The 25,241-nt window shown below is 68.0% G+C and carries 29 protein-coding genes; 9 read left to right on the top strand and 20 right to left on the bottom strand.

From position 1 onward, the window contains the following. Positions 1-11: 11 nt before the first annotated feature. From KF871_RS13440 to KF871_RS13415, 6 genes are all read right to left on the bottom strand, one after another. Positions 12-1,001: a TRAP transporter substrate-binding protein gene (locus tag KF871_RS13440; RefSeq protein ID WP_291143293.1), complete on the bottom strand. Its 990-nt coding sequence runs from the start codon at positions 999-1,001 to the stop codon at positions 12-14. A gap of 13 nt (positions 1,002-1,014) precedes the next feature. Continuing rightward, positions 1,015-2,313, bottom strand: coding sequence for a TRAP transporter large permease subunit (locus KF871_RS13435; RefSeq protein ID WP_291143290.1), 1,299 nt, complete (start codon positions 2,311-2,313; stop codon positions 1,015-1,017). 40 nt (positions 2,314-2,353) lie between these two features. Continuing rightward, a complete protein-coding gene (locus tag KF871_RS13430) occupies positions 2,354-2,860 on the bottom strand; it encodes a TRAP transporter small permease (protein ID WP_291143287.1) in 507 nt (168 codons plus the stop codon). 373 nt (positions 2,861-3,233) lie between these two features. Next, positions 3,234-4,202, bottom strand: a complete 969-nt coding sequence (locus KF871_RS13425; RefSeq protein WP_291143284.1) for a TRAP transporter substrate-binding protein — start codon at positions 4,200-4,202, stop codon at positions 3,234-3,236. A gap of 1 nt (position 4,203) precedes the next feature. Further along, complete coding sequence (locus KF871_RS13420; RefSeq protein ID WP_291143570.1) at positions 4,204-5,019, bottom strand: putative hydro-lyase; 816 nt, start codon at positions 5,017-5,019, stop codon at positions 4,204-4,206. Positions 5,020-5,153: 134 nt separating this feature from the next. Continuing rightward, positions 5,154-6,113, bottom strand: a complete 960-nt coding sequence (locus KF871_RS13415; protein ID WP_291143281.1) for a LysR family transcriptional regulator — start codon at positions 6,111-6,113, stop codon at positions 5,154-5,156. A 96-nt stretch (positions 6,114-6,209) separates the two neighbouring features. Between KF871_RS13415 and KF871_RS13410 the strand changes: the two genes are divergently transcribed. The 5 genes from KF871_RS13410 (at position 6,210) to crcB (ending at position 10,532) form a co-directional block, all read left to right on the top strand. After that, positions 6,210-7,175, top strand: coding sequence for a TRAP transporter substrate-binding protein (locus KF871_RS13410; RefSeq protein ID WP_291143279.1), 966 nt, complete (start codon positions 6,210-6,212; stop codon positions 7,173-7,175). A gap of 114 nt (positions 7,176-7,289) precedes the next feature. Further along, positions 7,290-7,793: a TRAP transporter small permease gene (locus KF871_RS13405; protein ID WP_291143276.1), complete on the top strand. Its 504-nt coding sequence runs from the start codon at positions 7,290-7,292 to the stop codon at positions 7,791-7,793. Then, positions 7,786-9,081: a TRAP transporter large permease subunit gene (locus KF871_RS13400; RefSeq protein WP_291143273.1), complete on the top strand. Its 1,296-nt coding sequence runs from the start codon at positions 7,786-7,788 to the stop codon at positions 9,079-9,081. The genes KF871_RS13405 and KF871_RS13400 overlap by 8 nt, the downstream gene beginning before the upstream one ends. 75 nt (positions 9,082-9,156) lie before the next feature. Next, the gene (locus tag KF871_RS13395) at positions 9,157-10,167 is read left to right on the top strand and encodes a recombination-associated protein RdgC (RefSeq protein WP_291143270.1); all 1,011 of its coding nucleotides are present in this window, start codon (positions 9,157-9,159) and stop codon (positions 10,165-10,167) included. Then, positions 10,167-10,532, top strand: a complete 366-nt coding sequence (crcB, locus tag KF871_RS13390) for a fluoride efflux transporter CrcB (RefSeq protein ID WP_291143266.1) — start codon at positions 10,167-10,169, stop codon at positions 10,530-10,532. Before KF871_RS13395 ends, crcB begins: the two co-directional genes overlap by 1 nt. On the opposite strand, the gene KF871_RS13385 is transcribed toward crcB, so the two are convergent. From KF871_RS13385 to KF871_RS13375, 3 genes are read right to left on the bottom strand one after another with little or no spacing between them, the layout of a single operon-like run. Further along, entirely contained in the window at positions 10,533-11,219 is a 687-nt protein-coding gene (locus tag KF871_RS13385; RefSeq protein ID WP_291143263.1) for a LysE family translocator, read from the bottom strand. It abuts the gene before it with no gap. After that, positions 11,200-11,598 carry a VOC family protein gene (locus tag KF871_RS13380; protein ID WP_291143260.1) on the bottom strand — a complete coding sequence of 133 codons (399 nt, stop codon included), beginning with the start codon at positions 11,596-11,598 and terminating at the stop codon, positions 11,200-11,202. Before KF871_RS13380 ends, KF871_RS13385 begins: the two co-directional genes overlap by 20 nt. Positions 11,599-11,611: 13 nt before the next feature. Then, positions 11,612-11,860, bottom strand: a complete 249-nt coding sequence (locus tag KF871_RS13375; RefSeq protein ID WP_291143257.1) for a DUF1272 domain-containing protein — start codon at positions 11,858-11,860, stop codon at positions 11,612-11,614. A 171-nt stretch (positions 11,861-12,031) separates the two neighbouring features. Between KF871_RS13375 and KF871_RS13370 the strand changes: the two genes are divergently transcribed. Next, complete coding sequence (locus KF871_RS13370; protein ID WP_291143254.1) at positions 12,032-12,493, top strand: DUF4149 domain-containing protein; 462 nt, start codon at positions 12,032-12,034, stop codon at positions 12,491-12,493. 1 nt (position 12,494) lies between these two features. On the opposite strand, the gene KF871_RS13365 is transcribed toward KF871_RS13370, so the two are convergent. The 11 genes from KF871_RS13365 to KF871_RS13315 all read right to left on the bottom strand — a co-directional run bounded on the left by KF871_RS13365 (position 12,495) and on the right by KF871_RS13315 (position 21,541). Then, positions 12,495-12,965, bottom strand: coding sequence for an OsmC family protein (locus KF871_RS13365; RefSeq protein WP_291143252.1), 471 nt, complete (start codon positions 12,963-12,965; stop codon positions 12,495-12,497). A gap of 38 nt (positions 12,966-13,003) precedes the next feature. Then, positions 13,004-13,810 carry an MliC family protein gene (locus KF871_RS13360; protein WP_291143249.1) on the bottom strand — a complete coding sequence of 269 codons (807 nt, stop codon included), beginning with the start codon at positions 13,808-13,810 and terminating at the stop codon, positions 13,004-13,006. Beyond that, positions 13,740-14,435 carry a hypothetical protein gene (locus KF871_RS13355; protein WP_291143246.1) on the bottom strand — a complete coding sequence of 232 codons (696 nt, stop codon included), beginning with the start codon at positions 14,433-14,435 and terminating at the stop codon, positions 13,740-13,742. The genes KF871_RS13360 and KF871_RS13355 overlap by 71 nt, the downstream gene beginning before the upstream one ends. Before the next feature lie 22 nt (positions 14,436-14,457). Next, positions 14,458-15,237, bottom strand: coding sequence for a thioredoxin family protein (locus KF871_RS13350; protein WP_291143243.1), 780 nt, complete (start codon positions 15,235-15,237; stop codon positions 14,458-14,460). 48 nt (positions 15,238-15,285) lie between these two features. Continuing rightward, positions 15,286-15,945 (bottom strand): hypothetical protein, encoded by a 660-nt coding sequence (locus tag KF871_RS13345; RefSeq protein WP_291143240.1) that lies wholly within the window; start codon positions 15,943-15,945, stop codon positions 15,286-15,288. Positions 15,946-15,992: 47 nt separating this feature from the next. Next, positions 15,993-17,216 (bottom strand): helix-turn-helix domain-containing protein, encoded by a 1,224-nt coding sequence (locus KF871_RS13340; RefSeq protein WP_291143237.1) that lies wholly within the window; start codon positions 17,214-17,216, stop codon positions 15,993-15,995. A 34-nt stretch (positions 17,217-17,250) separates the two neighbouring features. Beyond that, a complete protein-coding gene (locus KF871_RS13335) occupies positions 17,251-17,550 on the bottom strand; it encodes a hypothetical protein (protein WP_291143234.1) in 300 nt (99 codons plus the stop codon). Between the two features lie 10 nt (positions 17,551-17,560). Beyond that, a complete protein-coding gene (locus KF871_RS13330) occupies positions 17,561-17,815 on the bottom strand; it encodes a MoaD/ThiS family protein (RefSeq protein ID WP_291143566.1) in 255 nt (84 codons plus the stop codon). A 20-nt stretch (positions 17,816-17,835) separates the two neighbouring features. Beyond that, a complete protein-coding gene (locus tag KF871_RS13325; protein ID WP_291143231.1) occupies positions 17,836-19,110 on the bottom strand; it encodes an FAD-dependent oxidoreductase in 1,275 nt (424 codons plus the stop codon). A 79-nt stretch (positions 19,111-19,189) separates the two neighbouring features. Next, the gene (locus tag KF871_RS13320; protein ID WP_291143228.1) at positions 19,190-21,037 is read right to left on the bottom strand and encodes an aldehyde ferredoxin oxidoreductase family protein; all 1,848 of its coding nucleotides are present in this window, start codon (positions 21,035-21,037) and stop codon (positions 19,190-19,192) included. Between the two features lie 27 nt (positions 21,038-21,064). Further along, on the bottom strand, positions 21,065-21,541 hold the full coding sequence (locus KF871_RS13315) for a 4Fe-4S dicluster domain-containing protein (protein ID WP_291143225.1): 477 nt from the start codon (positions 21,539-21,541) through the stop codon (positions 21,065-21,067). 331 nt (positions 21,542-21,872) lie between these two features. Between KF871_RS13315 and KF871_RS13310 the strand changes: the two genes are divergently transcribed. From KF871_RS13310 to KF871_RS13300, 3 genes are all read left to right on the top strand, one after another. Further along, complete coding sequence (locus KF871_RS13310) at positions 21,873-22,337, top strand: (2Fe-2S)-binding protein (protein ID WP_291143222.1); 465 nt, start codon at positions 21,873-21,875, stop codon at positions 22,335-22,337. A 12-nt stretch (positions 22,338-22,349) separates the two neighbouring features. Further along, positions 22,350-24,731: a xanthine dehydrogenase family protein molybdopterin-binding subunit gene (locus KF871_RS13305; protein ID WP_291143218.1), complete on the top strand. Its 2,382-nt coding sequence runs from the start codon at positions 22,350-22,352 to the stop codon at positions 24,729-24,731. Positions 24,732-24,743: 12 nt separating this feature from the next. Next, positions 24,744-25,241, top strand: a 498-nt coding sequence (locus tag KF871_RS13300; protein ID WP_291143215.1) for an FAD binding domain-containing protein, incomplete at its 3' end; no start/stop codon positions are given.

Below are 25,241 nucleotides of genomic sequence, written 5' to 3'. Positions count from 1 at the left end.
GGGTCAGGCCCTCATCGGGGGGATTGCAGGTAATAGGGGACGAAGATCGCGTTGGCTTCGTGACCGACGGATCGTACCCACTCGCGGGAAAATTTCTCGCCCAGTCGCTTGAGTGCGGCGTCCACCTGGGCTGGCACGCGCGAGACCGTCATGCCTTGCTGGCGCAGGGTCTGCGTGGAGGTGGAGGCCGCCGCTTCGCTCAACTGCCAGCCGCGCGCCTCGGCCTCGCCAGCCGTTCGCAGCAGCGCCTGGCGTTGAGATGCGTCCAGTCGCTCGAACGCGAGTCGACTCACGAACACGATGTTCTTGGGAAACCAGGCGTTGATCTCGTGGTAGTGGTTGATGTGCTGCCACACCGAACTTTCAACGCCCGTCACGGCCGAGGTGATCATGCTGTCAATGCGCCCGGCCTGCAGCGCCTGCGCCACCTGCACCATGGGCACATCCACCGGCTCGGCACCCAGCAACTGCGCAATGCGAACCGTGGTGGCGTTGTAGGTGCGCATGCGGCTGCCACGGAAGTCGCTGACGTCGCTGATCGGGCGCCGGCTGTACAAGCCTTGCGGCGGCCAGGGCACGGCATACAAAACCACCAGACCGCGCTCGGCAAAGTGACGCTCGATCAGCGGGCGCTGCAAGGTCCACAGGCGCCGGGCGTCCACGTAGCTCGACACCACGAACGGCACCGAGTCGGCCCCGGCGATCGGTACCTCGGCGACCAGGCTGCTCATGATGGTCTCGCCTGCCTCGATGCGCCCGGCGCGCACCTCACCTTCGATGCGGGCCAACGGGGCCAACTGGTTGTCGGGCACCACATCGATGCGCAATGCACCGCCAGTGGCCCTGCCCGCGGCCTCGGCAAACCAGCGCAGGTTTTCGGTGTGGAAGGAACTGGCGCGATAGCCCGTGGCCAGCCGCCAGGTCGTGGGTGCGTTGGCGCCCAGCGCCAGTGACGCGCCCAGGGCGTGGCCCAGGCCGATCAGTGCGGTGCGACGTCGCATGGGGGTGCCCTCCTCAGCCCTGCATCTGCGAGGGCAGCCACAGCGCCAGGCCCGGCGCCAGGTAGGTCATCAACACGGCCACCACCATCAGCACGAACAGCGGCAACGTGGCGCGCGCGATCCAGGTCACCTCGCGTTGGGTCAGGCCCTTGAGCACGAACAGGTTGAAGCCCACTGGCGGCGTGATCTGCGCCATCTCGACCACCAGCACGATGTAGATGCCGAACCAGATCAGGTCGAAGCCGGCAGCCTGCACCGTGGGCAGCAGCACCGCGATGGTGAGCACCACCATCGAGATGCCATCGAGAAAGCAGCCCAGCACGATGAAGAACACCGTGAGCAGCACCAGCAGGCCCAGCGGCGGCAGGTGCAGCGCGCCGATGAGCTCGGCCACCTGGCGCGGCAGACCGATGAAGCCCATGGCCAGCGTGAGGAAGGCTGCGCCCGCCAGGATCAGGCCGATCATGCAGTACACCCGGCAGGCCGAGACCAGTCCGTCGCGAAACGTGGCCCAGCTCAGCGTGCCGTCGATGCGCGAGAGCAGCAGCGAACCCGCCACGCCCAGGGCGGCGGCTTCGGTTGCAGTCGCCACGCCGCTGTAGATGCCGCCGAGCACCAGCACGATCAACAGCACCACCGGGATCAGGTGCCGCGAGTCGTTGAGCTTCTGCCACCAGCCGCTGCCCGCCTCGGGCGGTGGCAACTGGTCGCGCCGCAGCAGCGACCAGACGACGATGTAGCCGCTGAACAGCAGACCCAGCGCCAGGCCAGGCACCACGCCGGCCAGGAACAGCTTGGCGATCGACACGTTGGCCGCCACACCGTAGACGATGAGGATGATCGAGGGCGGGATCAACAGGCCCAGGGTGCCGGCGCCCGCCAGCGTGCCAACGGCCATGTGCTCGGGGTAGCCGCGCCGTTGCAGCTCGGGCAGCGTGATCTTGCCCACCGTGGCGCAGGTGGCGGCCGACGAGCCCGAGATCGCCGCGAAGATGGTGCAGCCCACCACGTTGGCGTGCAGCAGCCGCCCGGGCAACCAGTTCAGCCACGGCGCCAGGCCCTTGAACAGGCTGTCGGAGACGCGGCTGCGGAACAGGATCTCGCCCATCCACAGAAACAATGGCAGCGCCGTCAGCGTCCAGCTGGAGGTGGCGCCCCACATGGTCAGCACCATGCTGTCGCCCACAGGCCGGTGGGTGAAGAGTTCCATGCCCACCACGCCCACCGCCACCAGCGACAGGCCGATCCACAGGCCCGAACCGAGCACGGCAAACAGGGCGATCACGAGCACCAGGGCAATCAAGGCTTCCATGCGCGGTCCTTGGAGGGTTGATTCAGTGGTGAGTCAAGGCTCATTCGGTGCGGGCGGCGGTGTCGGCTGCGATCAGCTCGCGCCCGGACAACCGCCAGATCACCGCCTGCGCAAAGGCCAGGGCCAGACCGATACAGCCCAGCGCCATCGCCAGTTGCGGCAACCACAGGGGCGTGGCATCGGCTGCGGGCGAGACGTCGTGGGTCAGGTGCGAGATCCACACCAACTGGCCGGCGTACCACGCCGTGTAGAGCGACAAGGCCAGGCCGGCGAGCAGGCACCACCACTCGAATCCGCGGCGCCAGCCGGCAGGCAGGCGATCGAGCACCAGCGTCACGCGGATGTGCTCGCCGCGCACCAGCGTACCGGGCAAGGCCAGGAACAGCGCCGCCGCGATGGCGTAGCCGGCGTACGCGTCCAGGCCCGGGATGTCCCAGCGCATCAGCCGCGCCATCACCCCCAGGCTCACGCTGGCAAAGGCCGCCAGCATCGCCACACTGGCCAGCGCCAGCAACAGGCGGAAGAATTGCAGGACGAGCTTGTCCATCGTGCGCCTCGCCACGTTGAGAAAGAGAAGGGAGAGAGGTTCGGGCGGTGCCGCCCACCGGGGCACCACCCAGGTAAGGCCGCGTGGCCACCTAGTCCAATGAATCAGAGAAAACGCACCCCCGCCGTGCCGCCAAGGTGTGCAGGCGTAGACGCGGTCCGCCGCGCAGGCTGGCCGCCTGCGCAAGGGCCGCAACGCCCGCATGCGCGCCTTGGCGGCACGGCCCGAAGGGTGAGCACCTGCCAGGGGCACCCTCGTCGTTGCCAATGCTCGCCAGGCAACCAGCCTGGCTGCGCTTGGCGCCTAGATGGCGCCCCTGGCAGGTGCTCACGGGGGTGCGTTTTCTCTGATTCATTGGACTGGCATCAGCCGCTCAGGGCTGCTTGCGGAAGGCGTCCACGATCGCCTGGCCCTCAGGGCCGGCCGCCTTGATCCATTCGGCGGTCATGGTCTCGCCGATGGCGGCCAGGGCCTGCTTGAGCTCGGCGCTCGGCGGCGTGATGGCCATGCCATTGGCGGCCAGCTGCTTGATGTACTCGCCGTCGAGCCTCTCGCTCATGGCCCAGCCACGCGTCTCGGCCTCGGCCGCCGCTTTGAGCAGCGCGTCCTGCGTCGGCTTGTCGAGGGCGTCAAAGTCTTTCTGATTGACCACGGTGATGTTGCGCGGCAACCAGGCCGACACCGGGTAGAAGTTCTTCACCTGCTCATGCAGCTTGCTCTCCACCCCGCTGGCGCTGGAGGTGAGAAAGTTCTGCACAGCGCCGGTGGCCAATGCCTGCGGCAGCTCGGCCAGCTGGATGGTCACCGGTTGGGCCTTGAGCAACTGGGCGATGCGGGTGGTGGCCGGGTTGTAGGCGCGCATCTTGGTGCCCACCAGATCGGCCGGCCCGTTGACGGGTTTGATGGAATAGAGCGACTGGCCGGGCCAGGGCACCGAGAACAGCACCTTCATGCCCTGCTGCGCCAGCGCCTTCTCTTGCGCGCCCCTGGCGGCCATGTACAGCCTCTTGGCGTCGGCATAACCGGTCGCCAGGAAAGGCACCGAGTCCACGCCGAACAGCGGGTTCTCGTTGGCCGCCCCCGAGATGATGAATTCGCCCGCAGGTGTCTGGCCGGTCTGCACCGCACGCTTGATCTCGTTGGCCTTGTAGAGCGAGCCGCCGGGATGCAGCGTGATCTTGAGTTTGCCGGCCGTGGCTTTGTCCACGTCGTTGGCGAACTGCTGCAGGTTCTGCACCTGGAAGGTGTTGGCGCCGTAGCCGCTGGGCAGGTCCCACTTGGCCTGCGCGTGCACCGCGCCGGCCAGTGCCAGGGCACTGAGGCCGATTACCGTCTTGAACATGTCACTCTCCTTGGTCGCTTGCGAGTTGCTGGTTGAGAAGGTCGGTGATCAACATCGCGCCCGGGGCGTGCGTGATGCAGAACGCGGGGCGCGCCTGTGTGATGGCCGCTTGCGGCGTGACGCCACAGGCCCAGAACACAGGCAGTTCGTCGGGCATCACCTCAACCGCGTCGCCGTAGTCGGGGTGCGCCAGGTCGTGGATGCCGATGAGTGCGGGGTCGCCGATGTGCACCGGTGCGCCGTGCACGTCGGGAAAGCGCGAGGTGATCTGCACCGCGCGGATGGCGTCGGCCGATTTGAGCGGGCGCATGCTCACCACCATGGGGCCACTGAACGGGCCGGCGGGTGCCGTGGCCAGGTTCGTGCGGTACATCGCCACGTTGCGCCCCTGGTCGATGTGGCGCAGGCGCATGCCGGCCTCCAGCAAGGCCTGCTCGAACGAGAACGAACAGCCAATCACGAAGGTGACCAGGTCATCGCGCCAGAGCGAGGTGATCTCGGTCGGCTCGTCCACCAGCACGCCGTCGCGCCAGACGCGGTAGCGCGGCAGATCACTGCGGATGTCGATGCCGTCGCCCAGACCGGGCAGCGCCGGGTTGCCCGCCTCACCCACCGCCAGCAGCGGGCAGGGCTTGGGGTTGCGCTGGCAATACAGCAGAAATTCGTCGGCCAGATCGCGCGGCAGGATTACCACGTTGCCCTGCACCAGATCGTCAGCCAGGCCGCTGGTGTGTTGCGTCCACTCGCCGTGGCGGATGGTGTCGCGCAGGTGCCGGGCACGCGCCTGGGCGTCGGCATCGATGCGAATCACGTCCATGTCTTCCAACAGCCCCACGGTCCTGGTCTCCGGTTGAAACGGCATGTGCCGCTTCGGTTGCACGTCACAGGCTTGTCACGTTGGGGCGGATTGTGGGCAGCCGGCCGTGCGGCCACAAACGCAAATTTTCTTGCTTAGCTCATCGATTTTTTCGATGCTTTGCCTTGGGGCGCTTTGGCGCGCGAACGCCCCATTGCGGTGCCTTCGCGGTGCGCCCGCCAGGCGTCCACAAAGGCCACCGCCGAGCGCATGACCGTCTCGACGGCCTGGGTGGACGGGTCGCTGCGGTAGCTGGCGTGGATGGGCAGGGGCTGCAAGCGCGCGTCGCAGGGGAGCTCGCGCAGGTCGGCCACGGCAAACAGGTGCTGCACCGCCTCGCGCGGCAGCGTGGCCACGCCAAAGCCACCCTGCGCCATCTGCAGCATGGCCGACACCGACGAGATGGTGTGCACCCGCCGGGGCTCCACGCGCGCCGCGCGGAACAGTTCCAGCAGGGCCACATGGGGCAGCGATCCGCGCTGGAAGGTCAGCAAGTCCAGCTCGGCCAGATCGTCGAGCGTGTAGCGGCGCTTGCGGTGCAGGCTGGCGCTGCCCACAAACACCATGTCCATCGACGGCAGGCTGCGCGAGCGAACGCCATCGGCGGCCGTGGGCAAGGCGGTGAAGACGATGTCCTGCGTGCCCCGGCGCATTTGCTCGATCAGGATGGGCGTGGTCTCCACCGACAGCTCCAGCTCCAGCCCCGGGTGCTCGATGCGCAGCTGCTCCATCCACGGAATCAGCCAGGCGTGCAACACCGACTCGATGGCGCCAATGCGCAGTGATACCGCCAGTGCTTCGCCCGAGCCCATCTCGGTCTTGGCCTCGCGCTGCAGCTCCAGCATGCGCTGGGCATAGGTCAGGAATCGCGTGCCGGCCGTGGTCAGGCGAAACTGCTTGTCGCGCCGGTCCAGCAGCAACACGCCGAGTTCTTCCTCCAGCGCAGCAATGCGGCTGGACATGGCCGACTGCGTGAGGAACAGCTTTTCTGCCGCGCGGGTGACGCTCTTGAGCGTGGCCACCCAGTAAAACGCTTCTACGAAGCGAAGGTTCATGACGCGCCTGGCCTCCGGGGAAACACGGACGAACCTGGCCCGCCTTTTGCAACTATGCTGCCCATCTTTGTCAATCGTTCAAACCCTGGAGCGACCATGAAATTCAAACTTGCCCTGGCCAGCCTGGCCGTCGCCTTTGGCGCTGCTGCCCAGGCCCAGACCGCCTGGGACCTGCCCGCCGCCTACCCGGCCACCAACTTCCACTCGGTCAATCTTGCCACCTTCGCCAGCGACGTCGACAAGGCCAGCGGCGGCAAGCTCAAGATCACGGTGCACCCGGGTGCCTCGCTGTTCAAGGCGCCCGAGATCAAACGCGCGGTGCAAGGCGGCCAGGCGCAGATCGGCGAGATGCTGCTCGCGGCCTACCAGAACGAATGGCAGATCTTCGGTGCCGACGGCATCCCGTTCCTGGCCACCAGCTACGCCGATGCGAAGAAGCTCTACGCCGCGCAAAAACCCATCCTGGCAAAGAAGCTGGGTGAGCAAGGGATGATGCTGCTCTACGCCGTGCCATGGCCGCCGCAGGGTCTGTACAGCAAGAAGGCCGTCGCCAGCGCGGCCGACCTCAAGGGCGCCAAGTGGCGCGCCTACAGCCCGTCGACCACCCGCATTGCCGAGCTGGTGAGCGCTCAGCCCGTGACCGTGCAAGCCGCCGAGCTGTCGCAGGCGCTGGCCACCGGCGTGGTCGAGGCCAACATGACCTCGGGCGCCACCGGTGTGGACAGCAAGCTCTACGAGCACCTCAAGTACTACTACGACGTGCAGGCCTGGTTGCCCAAGAACGCCGTCATCGTGAACAAGGCGGCCTTCGACGCCCTGGACAAGGCCACGCAAGGCGCCCTGCTCAAGGCTGGCGCCGACGCCGAGGCCCGTGGCTGGGCCGCCTCCGAGAAGGTCAACACCGACACGCTGGCCACCCTCAAGGCCAACGGCATGGCGGTGGAGCCGCCCTCGGCCGCCCTCAAGGCCGACCTGCAGAAGGTGGGCGCCACCATGCTGCAGGAGTGGCTGTCCAAGGCTGGACCCGAAGGCCAGCAACTCGTGGACGCCTACAAAAAGTAATCACCCCCGCCGCGCTTTGCGCGACCCCCTCAAGGGGGCGGCACCAGAGGCCCGGCCAAGCCGGTTCCTCGGTGCCTCTGAACTGCGTGGCGGGTACGCCACCTGGGTTTCCCCATGCGCAAGTCGCTTGATGCTCTCTACCTTGGCGCGGCCTGGCTGGCCGCGCTGTTCATGGTCGGCGTGCTGGTCATGGTGCTGCTGTCCATCGTCAGCCGGCTGGCCGGCTTCTATGTGGCCGGCACCGACGCCTATGCGGGCTACGCCATGGCCGGCGCGGGCTTTCTGGCCCTGGCGCACACGCTCAAACGCAACGAGCACATCCGCGTGACGCTCATCATCGGCCACCTCGGCGGCAAGGCGCGCCAGGGCCTGGAGCTATGGGCCCTGTCGATTGCGGTGCTGCTGGCCGGCCTGTTGAGCTGGTTCTCCTGGCGACTGGTCTGGCAGTCGCACCTGTTTCACGACATCTCCACCGCGGCCGATGCCACGCCGCTGTGGATTCCGCAGATCCTCATGGGCCTGGGTTGCACCGTGCTGCTGATCGCTCTGATGGACGAGTGGGTGCTTGAGCTGCGCGGCCAGCGTGCCCGCACGGCGGAGGACACCCGCCATGAATGAGTTCGTCGTCACCACGATGCTGATCGTGGCGCTGTTTGCCCTGCTGGGCAGCGGCGTGTGGATCGGCCTGACCCTGGCGGGCGTGGCCTGGATCGGCATGGAGCTGTTCTCATCGCGCCCCGCCGGCGACGCCATGGCCCTCACCATCTGGGGTTCGGCCAGCAGCTGGACGCTGACCGCCCTGCCGCTGTTCGTGTGGATGGGCGAAATCCTGTTTCGCACCAAGCTCTCCGAGAGCATGTTCCGCGGCCTGGCGCCGTGGGTGAACTTCCTGCCCGGGCGGCTGCTGCACACCAACATCCTGGGCAGCACCATCTTTGCCGCGGTATCGGGCTCGTCGGCCGCCACCTGCGCCACCGTGGGAAAGATGAGCATCCCCGAGCTCTCGCGCCGCGGCTACCCGCCCGAGAAGATCGTCGGCTCGCTCGGCGGCGCCAGCACGCTGGGGCTGCTCATTCCGCCCTCAATCATCATGATCGTCTACGGCGTGGCGGCCGAGGTGTCGATCGCCAAGCTGTTCGTCGCGGGCGTGATCCCCGGCCTGCTGCTGGCGGCGCTGTTCAGCGGCTCGCTCATGGTGTGGGCGCTGCTCAACCCCGATCGCGTGCCCAAGGCCGACGCAGACATGACGCTGCGCGAGAAGCTCGCCGAGGCGCGCCATCTGATTCCGGTGGTGCTGCTTATCGGTGGCGTCATCGGCGCCATCTACACCGGTGTGGCCACCGCCACCGAGGCGGCGGCCGTGGGTGTGGTGGGCGCGCTGATCCTGTCGGGCGCCCAGGGCTCGTTGAACTGGGCCACCTTCCGCGATGCGCTGCTGGGTGCCACCCGGCTGTACTGCATGATCGCGCTGATCCTGGCGGGCGCGGCCTTCCTGACGCTGGCCATGGGCTACATCGGCCTGCCGCGCCACCTGGCCGAATGGGTGGGTGGCCTGGGTCTGTCGCCCGGCATGCTGCTGGTGGCCCTGGCCATCTTCTACATCGTGCTGGGCTGCTTTCTCGACGGCATCTCCATGATCGTGCTCACCATGGGCGTGATCCTGCCCACGGTGCAGGCCGCCGGCATCGACCTGATCTGGTTCGGCGTCTTCGTCGTCATCGTGGTCGAGATGGCGCAGATCACGCCGCCCGTGGGCTTCAACCTGTTCGTGCTGCAGGGCATGACGCAGCGCCAGATCACCTGGATCGCGCGCGCCTGCCTGCCCTACTTCCTGCTGATGGTGGTGGCGGTCTTGGTGCTGTACTGGTTCCCAGGGCTGGTCACCTGGCTGCCCGGCAAGATGTAGGGGCGCCGACCGCTAAGATGACCACCCCGCCGCCGCCTCGGTGCGCGGGGTTTGTTTTTCCGGAGATCCCGTTTCGTGTTCAAAAACCTCACGCTCTATCGCATCGCGCCCGGCTGGGCGCCCACGCTCGATGCGATGGAAAAAGCGCTGGATAGCGCCCGCTTCGTGCCCTGCGGCGCCACGCAAGACCTGTCGGTGGGCTGGGTGGAGCCGCGCGGCGAGGCCCACGGCCCGCTGGTGGAGGCCATCGCCAACCAGCGCATCCTCAAACTGCAGATCGAGACCAAATCCGTGCCGGGCGCCGTGGTGCGGCGCAAGGCACAGGAGCAGGCCGACCACATCGAAGCCACCACCGGGCGCAAACCCGGCAAGAAGGAAACCAAGGCCCTGCGAGAGGACGCGTTGCAGGCCCTGCTGCCGCAGGCCTTTGCGCGCCAGCAAAGCGCCTGGGTCTGGATCGATCCCGAGCGCGGCTGGCTGGCCACCGACGCCAGCAGCCAGGGCAAGCTCGACGCCATCGTCACCGCGCTGGTGCGTGCCTTCGACGGCCTGGTCATCACCCTGCTCAACACGCAGGTCACGCCACAGGCCGGCATGACGCAATGGCTCACCGCCACCGACCCCGAAGAATGGCCCGCTGGCCTGGCGGTTGAGCGCGACTGCGAGCTGCGCTCCACCGACGAGGAGCGCTCCATCGTGCGCTTCACCCGCCACCACCTGTTCAACGACGAGGTACGTCGCCACGTGGCCGAGGGCAAGCGCCCCACCCGCCTGGCGCTGAGCTGGGAAGGCCGCGTCGGCTTCGTGCTCACCGAAAGCATGCAGCTCAAGAAAATCCAGTTCCTCGAGGGCGTGTTTGAAGAGAGCAATGCCAAGGAAGAAGAGACCTTCGACACCAACGTGGCCATTGGCACCGGCGAGCTGCGCGGCACCCTCGATGCCCTGATCGCCGCACTGGGCGGCGAACTGATGCCGGGTCAGATGCCGGCAGGGGCGCCCGATGACACGGCTGCGCCCAAACCCGTGGCCACGACCACAACAGCCACAGCGGCCACCACCGCCGACGACGACGGAGCGCCCTTCTGATGCTGTCGGTGCTCGCCATCGCCCTGGGTGCCACCATCGGTGCGTTGCTGCGCTGGCGGCTTGGTTTGTGGCTGAGCACCCCGGGCAGCCTGCTACCCTGGGGCACGCTGGTCGCCAATTGGGCAGGCGCCTACGCCATCGGCCTGGCCGTGGCCGTGTTCCAGGCCAACCCACACTTCGACCCGGTCTGGCGCCTGGCCATCGTGACCGGCATGCTGGGCGCACTCACCACCTTCTCCACCTTCTCGGTCGAGGTGGTCACGCTGCTGCAGCAAGGCCGCCTCACGCTCGCCATGGGCGTGGCCTCGCTGCATTTGTTCGGCTCGCTGCTGCTGACCTGGCTCGGGCTTCGCACGCTGGCCTGATCAGCCCCTCGGCGTCGGACGTTCTGAGGACACCGCTGCCCAGGCCCCCAGCCCAAGGTACACCCCCGCCGTGAGGTAGCGCCCCCAGCGCTGCGCGCCGGCCATGCGATCTGCACCGGGCGCCAGGCGTCTGGCCAGCCAACGCGACAACAGCACGTAGCCACTGTCGCTGCACGCGGCGATCGCCACGAACAGCGCGCTCAGGGCCATCGCCTGCGAGGTGGCCGCGCGCGCGGGGTCGATGAACTGCGGCAGAAAGGCCGCAAAGAACAAGGTGGTCTTGGGGTTGAGCAAGGCCACCACGAAGCCGTCGCGAAACAACTTGCCCAGTCGAACCCGGCTCACCTGCCCGGGCAAGGACATCGGCGCCCGCGCGCGCAGGGCCATCACGCCCAGCCACACAAGGTAGGCCGCACCGGCGTACTTGATGACGGCAAAGGCCAGGTCGGACGCCAGCAGCACCGCAGCCAGCCCCAGCGAGGCGGCCACCGCGTTGGCCAGGTTGCCCAGCGCCACGCCCGCCACCGAGGCCATGCCGGCCCCGCGCCCTTGCGCCAGCGTGCGCGCCACGATGTAGAGCACCCCGGGCCCCGGCGTGACGGCCAGTACCAGGGCTGCGCCCAGGAAAGCCAGCAACAGCGGGCCGGGCAGCAGCACAGGCAACAGTTCAGACAGGTTCAGGTTCATGGCAGGCCACGCACAGCTTGTTGCCCTCGGTATCGCGGAAGTAGGCGCCGTAGTAATGCGGGTGGTACTCGGGGCGCAGGCCGGGCGCGCCTTCGTCACTGCCGCCGCTCGCCAGGGCCGTTGCGTGGGCCCTTGCCACCACCGCCCGGCTGGACGCGAGCAAGGCCACCATCTGCCCGTTGCCCGGCACATGGGTCTGGCCATCAAACGGTGTGCCGATCAGGAACAGGGGTCGCGGGCCCGGCAAAGACTGCCAGCCGGCCCAGGGACGTTCAGGCTCGCAGAAGCGCTCGGCGATGCCCAGCACCGGCATCAACGCGCGGTAGAAAGCGAGCGCGAGGTCGAAGTCGCGCACCCCGAGGAAGACGTGCGACAGCATCGCTGACCGACCCTCAGGTGGCCTCGGTGCAGCCCTGCGGCTTGAGCACGCGCTCGGTGGACGCCGGGTTGTTGATCAGCTTGCCGGCCGGGCGGATCGGCCGACGCACCAGCTCGCCCCCACAGTTCGGACACACCCCACCCAGGCGCTCGCTGGCACAGGCTTCGCAAAAGGTGCACTCGAACGAACAGATGCGGGCATTGCGCGCATCGGGTGGCAGGTCGGTGTCGCAGCATTCGCAGTTGGGTCGCAGTTGCAGCATGGTGGGCCTCCTTGGCGATCGGGCTGGGGAACCTGCAGTGTAGGCAGGCGATCCAGCCTGTGCACGCCAACGCGCGATGGCGTGCCCCACAATGCGCGCCGAACGCCCAACGCCGAACGCCCAACGCCGAACGCACAACGCCGAACGCACAACACACATCGCACAACGCCCATGACCCCCAACCTGCACGCCATCCTCGTCCTGCTTCACCTGCTCAGCGCCATCCTGTGGATCGGCGGCATGGCCTTTGCCCACTATGTGTTCCGCCCCACCGTCGCGCAGATGCTGGAGCCACCGCAACGCCTGCCGTTGATCGCTGCGGTGCTGGGCCGCTTCTTTCGCATCGTGGCCGTGGCCGTGGTGGTACTGCTGGCCACCGGCATCACGCTGCTGGTGCAGGTCGGCATGGCCAATGCGCCCATCGGCTGGCACATCATGCTCACGCTGGGACTGGTGATGACGGCCATCTTCGGCTTCATCAACCATGGCTTGTTTCCCAAGCTGCGCCGGCACGTGGCCGACAAGGCCTGGCCGGCCGCGGCCGCGGTGCAGAACCGCATCCGCGTGCTGGTCTACACCAACCTCTGGCTGGGCCTGCTGACGGTGGCAGCGGCCGTGTCGGCGCGCTACTGAATTAACCGGCCTCGCCCACGGCCAGCGTCTTTCCGCTGCCGTCCTGCACCGTCACGGTCACCGGGAAGCCCTGGCGCACGCTCTGGGTCACGGTGCAGAAGTCCTCGAACTGCGCCAGCACGCGGTCCAGGTGCGCCAGTTCAGCGGCGGGCTTGTCCAGGCTGAGCGCAACGTCCACCTGCTTCACACGCAAACGCCTGGCCTCGTTGCGCCCGATGGTGGCGGTGGCGGTGGCGCGCAGGGTGCCGGGGTCCTGCTTGTACTTCTGCAGCGCAAACAGCAGGCTCGCACTCAGGCAGTTGGCAATGGCCGACAGCAGCAGCTGGTTGGGCGACGGGCCACTGCCCGTGCCCAGCGGTGCCGGCTCGTCGGCCACGATGGTGGGCAGGCTGTCGCCGAAGTCGACCAGAAACTGGTAGCCCTGCTGGCGGGCAATGGTGATGGTGATGGTGTTGACGGCGTCTTCGGCCATGGCTGGAAATTCCTTTCGGGTCGAACAAAAAATCGGTCTCAACGCTGGCGAACGCAGCGCATCTCGGGTGCGCCAAAGCCCCAGGTGATGGTGGCCTCGCCCTGGTGCTCCCACAGCGACTCGTTGCGGCCCTGGTAGCGCGCACCACTGGCGGATGGCTGCACGAACATCAGCGACACGCTGTCGCCGCGCTCGGCGATCAGCGTGGGCGGCTCGGTACGAAAGTAGGTGGCGATCACCTCGTCGGCGGCGCGGCCGTTGCATTGCCAGGTCACGGTGGCGGTTGGCGGAATCAATCGGTAGCGTGCCTGCAGCTCGGCAATGCGCTGCACGTAGGCGTCCCGCACGCAGGCGCCCGGCTCGGCGGCCTTCCAGCAATCGTCGCGGCCTTTGACCCAACCGCGCTGCGCGGCCTTGAGCACGGGCGGGTGTTCATTGCGCGCGCGCTTGAGTGCGGCCTGGTAGACCCAGGCCAGCCGACGGTCCAGCGCGGCCAGCGATGCATCGGCGCACACCTGCGCGGCCACGCTGGCGGGCGGCACGGCTTTGCAATCAAACGATGGCCCCGGGTTGGCGTTGCGCCTGGCCAATGCCTGCTCAACGGCAGTACACCAGGCGTCGCTGTCAATCGGGGGCATATCGCTGCGCCCACGCAGCCCGAGCTTGAAGGCCACCACGGCGCGCCATTCGGCCGAACCCAGGTCCGGTCCATGGCCCTGCCCGTCGCCACTCGGCAGGCGTTGCTCGACCGAGCGTTGCCAGGCCGGCCCGCAGTCAACCGCCGGCGCGGCAAAGGCGCCGGCCGCGATCAGCCAGACGCCCAACAAACCCCAACGCAGCCCCATGCATGCTCCCGTGGACAGACAGGCACACATGATCGCACCGCCGCGTGAACAGCCGCCGCCAGAGCGGTTTCATCAGCGCGGCACCCCGTGCCGCCAACACCGCCGCCAGCGCCATGCCTGCCGTGTGCAAGGCCACCATCGCCATGGGCAGCCACAGCCCCTTGGCGCTTGAGGTGCCACCTGCCGAGGTGCACCACGGCAGCAAGGCGGGCACCAGCGCCGCGCCCACAGCGGGTACCGAGGCCGCGCCGAAGGACCACAGGGCGAGGGCCATGGCGCCCCAGGGGATGCGCGCCCGGGCCGGTGCGCCGCGGGCGACGGCACGGGTACCGGGCACCAGGATCAGCAAGACGACCAGAACGGGCACCACAAAGACCGGCCAGGCGCGATCGCCAATGAGGATGGCGGCACCGCCGATTCCGAGCGCCAGCCATGCCATCGCCAAGGCATGGCCCAGAACCATCGCACCCCAGCCGCCAAGCGCAGAGCGCCACCACCGTGGCCGCCCCCCGTGCCCGGCGGCACCCCCACACAAGGCCAGGAGGGGCCAGCCGCTCAGGGGGCTCAGGCCATGCAAAGCCCCTGCGCCGAACGCCAGTCCGCCCAGCCACCCGATCGTGTCCATGGCCGGGCTCGCAAGCGCTGGGTCAACCGTGGGTTGCGCAGCAGGCGGCCGAGGTCTTCGTCGCTGGTGCCGGCTCGTAGCGGTCGTGGTGACGCACCCAGGCCATGGTGTACGGCAGCCCCGCTTCATCGCGCCCCCTGGGGGTGAGGTCCAGCAGGGGGTAGGTGCCCATCATCACCTCCACCCCCCGCCCGTAAGTGGAGTAGGTGTGGAACACATCGCCCGCGTCGTCGCGGCAGAACACGCTGATGCCCGGCGCTTCGTCGCTGGGAAACGGGCGCAGCGCGTAGTTGTAGTCCACCTCGCCGGCCGCGGTGGCGCCGGGTTCGAAGCTCACGCCGTAGTCGAAATTGAAACGGTTGCCGTGCGACGACACCCAACGCACCTGCCAGCCCATGCGCGCCTGAAAGCGCTGGATCTCGGCCAGCGGCGCGCGAGAGACGCGCAGCAGGCTGACGTCGCGCTGCGCCAGGTGCACAGCCATGCCGTCGAGGTGATCGGCCATGAACGAACAACTCGGGCACCCCTGCGCCCAGCCCGGGCCCAACATGAAGTGCTGCACCAGCAGTTGCCGCCGCCCTTCGAACAGGTCCGACAGGCTGCGCGGCCCATCGGCCGTGTCGAACACGTAGGGCTGCTCAACGCGCACCCAGGGCATGGTGCGGCGTGCTTCGGCCATGGCGTCCTGCGCCTGCGTCAGGGCTTTCTCGCGTTCCAGCAGGCTGCGTCGTTGCGCGAGCCAGGCGTCGCGGCTCACCACGGTGTGGCGGGCGGGGGACAGGAGATCGGTGTCGGTGTTCATGAAGGGACTCCTCGGTGAGGGTTGTGGGTCGGGTTGGGTACAAGGCCGTCACTTGACGGCCGTGCGGCGCGGCCGCTTCACGGCGCGCACCTTGCCGCTGCCACCTCCGCCGCAATAAAACAGATCGGCGCCGTCGGACTCCAGTCCGCTCACACCCATGCCACTGGGCATCTGCAGGCGCTGCAGCACGGCGCCGCTGGCCGGGTCGATCTGGCGCAACTCGCTCTCGTCGCCCTCCCAGGTGCCGTGCCAGAACTCACCATCGACCCAGGTCACACCGGTCACAAAGCGGTTCGACTCGATGGTTCGGCGGATGGCACCGGTGTCCGGGTCGATCTGGTGGATCTGGCGGCTGCGGTACTGCCCGACCCAGAGACTGCCCTCGGCCCAGGTCAGACCCGAGTCCGCACCCTGCCCCGGCGCCGGGATGCTGGCCACCACCGCACCACTGGCCGGATCGATCTTGTCGATGCGGGCCTCGGCGATCTGGTACAGGAATCGGCCATCGAACGCGGTGCCGGCGTCGCACGGCTGCTCAATGCGGTGCTGGGTCTCGCCGCTGGCCGGATCAAAGGCCACGATGCGCGCGCCGACAGCGGCCCAGACGTGCCGGCCATCGTGGGTCACGCCGTGCACGGCGCTCGCGCCGTCGAACGGGCCGTACTCGCGGACGATGTCGGCGGTTGGCGGGGGCGGGTTTCGGCTCATGGGTGGCTCCTTTCATCGGCACCGGAGGCGGTGCCATGGAGCGCACTCTAGGCAATCGGCAGCGCCGTGGGGAGTAACAAGATCGTCGCGATTTCGCTCAGGGGTGGGGCCAGCCAGCGCCGCGCCCTGCCCTGCCCAATGGCACGCACCCGGCCCTCGGCCTGCAGTTCGGCCAGTGCGCGCTGCACCGTGCGCTGACTGGCGCCCATGGCCAATGCCAGGGCCGAGGTGGACCAGGCCACGCCGTCCGAGAGCAGGGCCTGCAGCGCGGCCTGCTCGCCCGCCACCGGCGGCAGCAACAGCACCACCTCGCGCCCATGCAGCGCGCGCAAGGCATAACCGCTCGGCGTGGCTTCGATGGCGGCCACATCGCGCCACAGCGCGCGCAGGCGCCCGATCTCCACACGCAGGCGCGCGCGCAGGGTCTCATCGGCGTGGCGGGTGCGAAAGGCCTCGGCGATCAGCGCATGGCGCGCAACGTCGCCCGGCCACGCGGCCGCCAACGCACGGGCCAGTGCGAACAGCACCGGCCGCCCGGCCAGCGGCACCCACTGCGCGCCCACACCCAGGCCACGCCGACACGCGTCCACCACCAGCGCGGGCGTTGCCAGCAACGCATCCACCTCGCCCAGCGCAAGCAAGGTGGTTTGTCCCTGACGCACCACCTGTGCGGCCGGACGCAGCAAGGCCGACTGCGCATCGCTCACCTCGGCCAGCAACGCGGGCACGCCGGCGCGTGCAGCCAGAAGCTGTGCCCGCCGCAAGGCCTCGTCCGCAGGGCCCACGCGCCAGGCTCGCCAGGCCAGCTCACCGGCGGTCAAGGCGGCCAGTGCCTGGTGCAGCGGCCCGGGCAATGCCGCCTCGTCCACCAAGGCCAGCGCCTGCGCCGCTTCGTCGAGCTGCCCGAGCAACACGCACCGGCGGGCCGCCACCAACCGCGCTTGCGCCGCGTTGGCCACATCACCGTGCGCCGCCAGCACCTCGGCCGCGGCCAGCAAGCCGCGCGGCAGACCACCCAGATCGCGCATGGCCAGCGCGACCTCGGCCTCGGCCACCACGCAGCGTGCGCGCGCCAAGGCTTCGTGCGACCCAAAGCGCCTGGCCGCCTGACGCAACAACTCGCGCGCCCGCTCGAACTCGCCCAGCTGCGCCAGCGCAATGCCGCGCAAGGCCAACGCGGGCGGGTCGTCGCGCAAGGCCACGCGTTTGAGCGCGCCCAGCGCATCGCCCGCGGCCAGGGCGCGGGCGGCGGCGGTGATCAGGGCATCCATGATCGCGAAGCGTAGCCGCACCGCGCTCGCGGCTTCAGCCACCCCCGCGTTGCATGTACAGGTCAAAGCGCCGCATGAAGGCGTAGCGCTGCGCGTCGTCGAGCCCGTCGAAGCGGAACCGCACCCGCAACACCGGCAGACGCACCAGGGCAATGACGCGCCGTGGCATCACGGTCCACTGCAGGTACAAGCGCCCGCCAGGCAGTTCGACCTCAACTAGGGAGCCATCGCGTCGCCAGGGGTGCTCGCCGATGGCCGCCGGCAGCCAGCCCAGCCACTCGGCCTCGGTGCAACCCATGTCGCGCTCGAAGGCCTCGGCGTAATGCGATTGCACGCTGCACTCGTCAGCCGCCGGCGATTGGCGGCCAGATCGCCAACACATCGCCCGGCTGCAGGTGCGCCGACAGCCGCTCCTCGGGCGAGAGGTACTTGCCGTTGACCAGCACCAGGTGAACCAGCTTGGGCGGCATGCCGTAGGGGTCGATGATCTGCTGCACGCTGGCGTCGGGGTCGACCTCGATGTCGATCTGGTTGGCGCGGCGCGCTTCGTGCGGCAGGTAATCCGTCAGCGTGGCAAACAGCTTGAGCGTGATCTTCATGCGGGCATTGTGGACCGCGCTCATCGGCGGCGGGAGTCGGCCGCACCGCTCCAGTCGTCCTGCCCTTGCGACGCCGCCAGGTAGGCCTCCATCAGGCGCGTGGGGTCGGCCATGAGGTGGTCCTTCCACTCGCCCAGCTTCACCTGCCCTTCCACCAGGCCGCGCATCACGCCGACGTGTGCCGTCCAGCCCACCGAGTTGCAGCCCACCATCACATCGCCCGCGAACTGCAGGCTCAGGTGGCGCCCGGCCGCCTCATCAGTGAGTTCGACGTGCTGGCCGCCGGGGACGCCTTCCCAGTTGCCGAAGCTGGTGGAGATCATGCCCAGCGTGTCGAGCACGTTGATCTGCGTCACGCCTTTGAGGCTGGTGCGCTGCCCGACCATGTTGAGGGCAGCCACGCGCGCCTGCTCCGCGGCGTTGGGCTGGATCGCGCTCACGATGGTCTGGCCACTCACCTTGTCAAAGGCCTCGGCGCAATCGCCAGCGGCGTACACACCCGGCACGTTGGTCTGCAGGTGCTCGTCGGTGAGCACACCGCGCAGGCAGGTGATGCCCGAGTCCTTGAGGAAGCCGATGGCGGGCCGCACGCCCGTGGCGCTGATCACCAGATCGACGTCGACGGTGTGGCCGTTCGACAGCTTCACCCGCAGCGGCGAGCCGGCCTCGATGGCTTCGACCTTGGTGCCGGTGTGCACGGTGACGCCCTGCTGTTCGCACCAGCGCTTGATCATGGCACCCGCGGTGGGGCCCATCATGCGCGGCACCATGCGGTCACCCATCTCGACCACGCTCAGCGCCACGCCACGCTGCTTGAGCGCTTCCATGATGATGCAACCAATGAAGCCCGCGCCCATCTGCAGCACCCGCGCACCAGGTCTGGCCAGCTGCGCGATGGCCCGCGCATCTTCCAGCGTCCAGCAAGGGTGCACACCGGGCAGGTCGATGCCGGGGATCGGCGGGCGGACTGGGTGCGAACCGGTGGCGATCAAGAGGCGGTCGAAGGACAAGGTCTGGCCGTCGTCGAGCGTCACAGTGCGCTTGGCCGCGTCCACCGCCGTGGCTTTGGCCCGCACCTGCTTCACCCGCAATTGCTCATAGTGCGAAGCCTGCTTGCGCAGGTAGGTGCCGCGCTCATCGATGTTGCCCACCAGCAGGTAGGGAATGGCCATGCGCGAGTACGGCGGCTCGGCCTCGTCGCCCACCAGCGTGATGGTGGCGGCGGGCGCCTGCTTGCGGATGGTTTCGGCGGCGATCACGCCGGCCGGGCCGGCGCCAAGAATGACGTGGTGCATGCAGGGCTCCTGCAAAAAAAAGGGGGCAGCGCACGCACTGCCCCGGAGGTTCAACACATGCCGACGGGAACAAGTCCCGTCACAGGCCCAGACGGGCCTTGGTTTCCTTGGTCGGCCGGCCTTCCTTGTCCCAGCCGCGCACCGCGTAGTACTTGGGCAGCATCTCGGGCAGCTGGCTGACCATGCCTTTGCCCGGGCCGGTCTTGGCGGCTTCGGTCAGCAGGCGTTTGGGCAGCGAGTCGTCCTTGGGCGTGAAGCCGGCCGCGTTGTTGAACTCGCGCTCCATGTTCCAGATGCGCTCGCCGATCTTCTCGAGTTCTTCGGTGGTGTAGCTGGCGTCGCACGCGGCCTGCAGCTGCGGCGCCAGATCGGCCACGCCCCAGGCGAAGGTCGTGAACACGCACAGGCCCGACGAGTCGAACGCCGCGGTCGCGTCCTGGAAGGCCTTGACCAGTTCGGGCTTGCCGGCGCTCTCGGTCGGCTCGGTCTTGACCGGAATGCCCAGCACCTCGGAAGCAATGGTGTAGCCGCGCAGGTGGCAGGCGCCGCGGTTGCTGGTGGCGTAGGCCAGGCCAATGCCCTGGATCACGCGGCCGTCGTAGGCCGGGAACTCCTGGCCTTTGACGCTCATGGACAGGTCAGGGTGGCCGTACTTTTTGGTCAGGCGCGCCGAGCCCAGGCCGATCTCCTTGCCGAAGCCTTCGCCCTTGCCGGTCATTTCGGCAAACGCCGCCAGTGCCGCCGCCGAACCGAAGGGCGCGTCGATGCCGATCTGCTCCTTGGTAAGCACGCCCATCTCGTAGAGCTCCATCACCGCGCCAATGGTGGCGCCGAAGCTGATCGGGTCCATGCCGTACTCGTTGCACAGCAGGTTGGCGTACTGAAGCGCCTCCAGATCGTTCACCCCGTTGGCCGCGCCCAGCGCCCAGGCCGCTTCGTACTCCAGACCGCCGTTGGCGCCCCAGTACTCGGGCTTGTTCTTCACGGTGAAGTGGGTCTCGTCGATCTTGCTCACGCGACCGCAGGCGATGGTGCAACCGAAACAGGCCTGGTTGGTCACCAGGTGCTTCTTGCCATCGCTCTCGCGCGGCGTGGCCATGGCCTCGGCCGAGATGTCCTTGGCGCCCTCGAACTGCACGTCGCGGTGGTTGCGCGTGGGCAGCGCGCCCACTTCGTTGATGACGTTCATCAACACCTGCGTGCCATAGGTGGGCAGGCCCTGGCCGGTCACGGCGTTCTCGGCCAGGATCTTCTTCTTCTCTTTCACGGCCTGCATGAAGCCCTTGGGGTCGCGGATGTTGCCGACACCCTTGGTGCCGCGCACGGCAATGGCCTTGAGGTTCTTGCTGCCCATCACCGCGCCCACGCCCGAGCGGCCGGCCGCGCGGTGAAGGTCGTTGACGATGGCGGCGTACAGCACCTCGTTCTCGCCCGCCTGGCCAATGCTGGAGACGCGCACCAGCGGGTCCTGCAGCTGGTTCTTGATGATCTCTTCGGTCTTCCAGACCGTCTGGCCCCACAGGTGCGAGGCGTCGCGCAGCTCGGCCACGTCGTCGTTGATGACTAGGTACACCGGCTTGGGCGACTTGCCCTCGAAGATGACCATGTCCCAGCCGGCCATCTTGAGCTCCGCGCCCCAGTAGCCGCCCGAGTTGGAGCAGGCAATGGCACCGGTCAACGGCCCCTTGGTGATGACGGTGTAGCGCCCACCGGTGGAGGCCATGGTGCCGGTCAGGGGCCCGGTGGCCCAGATGATCTTGTTCTCGACCGCCAGCGGATCGACCTTGGGGTCAACCTCGCTCACGAAGTACTTGGTCCCCAGGCCGCGCGAGCCGATGTAGTCGCGCGCCCAGGCCTTGTTGAGGGGTTCAGAGGTGATGGTGCCCGCGGTCAGGTTGACGCGGAGGATTTTTCCAGCCCAGGACATGGTGTGGCTCCTTCGGGTGTTCGGTGCTCAGGCCGCAGACGGCTGGTTGCCCAGCTTGTCGGCCCATTGCTTCATGCGGTCCAGACCGGTCCAGTTGGCGTCGATGAAGGTGATCGCGCCGGTGGGGCAGGCCTCGGCGCAGGCGGGCTCGCCGCCGCACAGGTCGCACTTCTGGACCTTGCCCGTCTCCTGGACGTAGTTGATGGTGCCGAACGGGCACGCGATGGTGCAGACCTTGCAGCCCACGCAGGTGGAATCGTTGACCACCTTGGCGCCGGTGGCCTTGTCCAGCGTGATGGCTTCCACCGGGCAGGCGTGCAGGCACCAGGCCTCGTCGCACTGGGTGCAGGTGTAGGGCACCTTCTTGCCGGTGTGGTGGAAGTCGAAGACCTTGATGCGCGACTTCGAGGTCGCGAACACCCCGTGGTTCTCGTACGAGCAGGCCATTTCGCACTGCAGGCAACCCGTGCACTTCTCCGGGTCGATGTGAAGCACCTTCTGCATTCTTGTCTCCTGTGGGGCGACGCCATGACCGCGGCGCGGTATGCATGGGTCTGCATACGATTGTTCAAAGGTCCACCCGGTTTGAAGAAAGGGTTAACCCTCGAATCCGGCCGGTGTCGCAGAAAGTCTCAGATTGAGACGCCCGCAACGGATGGCTCAAATCCCTATGCAACTTGCCCATACGTCATGCCAATGCGCGTTGTGCATGGCCCGAATCTCAAATTGAGAACATGTCGGGCAGTGCCGGGCTTTCGGGGGTTAACCCTCGAATCGCGCCCCGGGTCGCGTGCTCCACTGGATTGGCCTTCCCACGACAACCCAGGAGACAAACATGCCCGTCGAACTCAAGGTCAACGGCCGCGCCGTGACCGTGGATGCGCCTGCGCACACCTTGCTGGTGCAGGCCCTGCGAGAGAACCTGCGACTCACCGGAACCCATGTCGGCTGCGACACCGCCCAGTGCGGCGCCTGCACCGTGTTGATCGACGGCAAGGCCGTCAAGTCGTGCAACGTACTGGTGGCGCAGGTGGCCGGGCGCGAGGTCACCACCATCGAGGGTCTGGCCGCCGCCGACGGCACCATGCACCCCATGCAGGCGGCCTTCAAGGAGTGCCACGGCCTGCAATGCGGCTTCTGCACCACCGGCATGGTGATGAGTGCGGTGGACCTGTGCCAGCGCCAACCCAAGGCCGACGAACACGCCATCCGCGAGCAGCTCGAAGGCAACCTCTGCCGCTGCACGGGTTACCACAACATCGTCAAGGCCGTGCAGCAAGGCGCTGCCGCCATGAAGTGAAGGAGACACGACATGGGTGCCATTGATTTCGCCAAGCTGCCGCACATCGGTGAGCCACTGCGCCGCAAAGAGGACTACCGCTTCCTCACCGGCGCCGGCCAGTACACCGACGACATCCAGCTCGCCGGCATGCGCTACGCGGTGTTCGTGCGCTCGCCGCACGCGCACGCCAACATCCGCTCGATCAACAAGAAGGCCGCGCTGGCCGCGCCCGGCGTGGCCGCGGTGTTCGACGGCCAGGACATCGCCGCCGACAAGATCGCCGGTCTGCCCTGCGGCTGGCTCATCACCAGCACCGACGGCACGCCGATGAAGGAGCCGCCACACCCGGTGCTGGCGCAAGGCAAGGTGCGCTACGTGGGCGATCACGTGGCCATCGTCATCGCTGACACGCTGGAGCAGGCGAAGAACGCGGCCGAACTGGTCGAGGTCGACTACGAGCCGCTGCCCGCAGTGGTCGACGTGCGCGACGCCATGCAGAAAGGCGCGCCCGCGCTGCACACCGAAGCGCCCGACAACCATTGCTACAAGTGGGCCATCGGCGACAAGGCCGCGGTGGACGCCACCTTCAACGGCGCGGCGCACGTCACCAAAATCGACCTGCTCAACAACCGCCTGGCACCCAACCCGATCGAGCCGCGCGCGGCCATCGGCAACTACAACCGCGCCAACGACGAGTACACGCTCTACGTGGCCAACCAGAACCCGCACGTCGAGCGGCTGCTGATGACCGCCTTCGTGATGGGCCTGCCCGAGCACAAGGTGCGCGTGATCGCACCCGACGTGGGCGGTGGCTTCGGCGCCAAGATCTACCTCTACGCCGAAGACGTGGCCGTCACCTGGGCCGCGAAGAAGCTCAACTGCGCCGTCAAGTGGACCTGCGAACGCAGCGAGGCCTTCCTGTGCGACGCGCACGGCCGCGACCACGTTACGCACGCCGAACTGGCCATGGACAAGGACGGCAAGTTCCTCGGGTTCCGCGTGCATACCGACGCCAACCTGGGTGGCTACCTGTCGACCTTCTCGACCGCGGTGCCGACCATCCTGTACGCCACGCTGCTGGCGGGTCAGTACACCTGCCCGCAGATCTACGTGGAGGTCGACGCCTGGTTCACCAACACGGCACCGGTGGACGCCTACCGTGGCGCCGGCCGGCCCGAGGCCACCTACCTGCTCGAACGCATCGTGAGCCGCGCGGCCTGGGAGACCGGTTTGAGCCAGGACGAAATCCGCCGCCGCAACTTCATCACCCAGTTTCCGTACCAAACGCCAGTGGCGCTGCAGTACGACACCGGTGACTTCAACGCCTGCCTGGACAAGGCCAACCAGCTGGCCGACGCCGCCGGCTTTGCCAAGCGGCGCGAAGCCAGCAAGGCCAAGGGGCTGCTGCGCGGCATGGGCTACAGCAGTTACATCGAGGCCTGCGGCCTGGCGCCGTCGAACATCGCCGGTGCGCTCGGTGCGCGTGCCGGCCTGTTCGAGTGCGGCGAGGTGCGCGTGCACCCCACCGGCAGTGTCACCGTGTTCACCGGCTCGCACAGCCACGGCCAGGGGCATGAGACCACCTTTGCCCAGGTGGTGGCCTCGCGCCTGGGGTTGGACCCGTCGCAGGTCGACATCGTGCACGGCGACACCGGGCGCGTGCCTTTCGGCATGGGCACCTACGGCTCGCGCTCGATCAGCGTGGGCGGCGCGGCCATCATGCGCGCGCTCGACAAGATCGAGGCCAAGGCCAAGAAGATCGCCGCGCACCTGATGGAAGCGAGCGATGCCGACGTGGACTTCGCCAACGGCGAGTTCACCGTGAAGGGCACCGACAAGAAGGTGACCTTTGGCCAGGTGGCACTCACCGCCTACGTGCCGCACAACTACCCGCTCGACAAGCTCGAACCCGGGCTGAACGAGACCGCCTTTTACGACCCGACCAACTTCACCTTCCCCGCGGGTACCTACATCTGCGAGGTCGAGGTGGACCCGGGCACGGGCGTGGTGCGCGTGGACCGGTTCACTGCGGTCGACGACTTCGGCACCATCATCAACCCCATGATCGTGGAAGGCCAGGTGCACGGCGGACTGGTGCAGGGCATTGGCCAGGCGCTGCTGGAGCACTGCGTGTACGACCGCGAGACGGGCCAGCTCGTCACTGGCTCCTTCATGGACTACGCCATGCCGCGCGCCGACGACGTGCCCAGCTTCACCATCGGCCACGTGTGCACCCCCTGCACCACCAACCCGCTGGGCACCAAGGGCTGCGGCGAGGCCGGCGCCATCGGCTCGCCGCCGGCGGTCATCAATGCGGTGCTCGACGCCCTCGCCCCACTGGGCGTGAAGGACTTCGACATGCCCGCCACGCCCAACCGCGTGTGGCAGGCCATCCAGAACGCCAGCAAATAAGGAGACAGGACCATGTACGCCTTCACCCTTGAACAACCCAAGTCCCTGGCCGACGCCAAGCGCTTGGTCGGCGGTGGCGCGCAAGCCCTGGCCGGTGGCCAGACGCTGATCGCCTCGCTCAAGCAACGCCTGGCCCAGCCGGGCGCGCTGGTCGACCTCGGCGGCGTGGCCGAGCTGCGCGGCATCCGCCGCGAGGGCAACCAGCTGGTCATCGGTGCCATGACGCGCCACGAAGACGTGGCAAGCAACGCCGACGTGAAGTCGTCGATCCCGGCGCTGGCCGCACTCGCCGGCCAGATCGGCGATCGGCAGGTGCGCGCCATGGGCACCATCGGCGGCTCGCTGGCCAACAACGACCCCGCCGCCTGCTACCCCAGCGCGGTGTTGGCGCTGGGTGCCACCATCGTCACCGATCAGCGCGAGATCAAGGCCGACGACTACTTCCAGGGCATGTACGCGACCGCGCTCAACAGCGGCGAGCTGATCACCGCGGTGCGTTTCCCGGTGCCC

Source organism: Hydrogenophaga sp., from assembly GCF_019635465.1.
In the GTDB taxonomy this organism is placed as follows: domain Bacteria; phylum Pseudomonadota; class Gammaproteobacteria; order Burkholderiales; family Burkholderiaceae_C; genus Hydrogenophaga.
The sequence above is the reverse complement of the archived record's forward strand: the minus strand, read 5'-3'. Positions and strand labels throughout refer to the sequence as shown.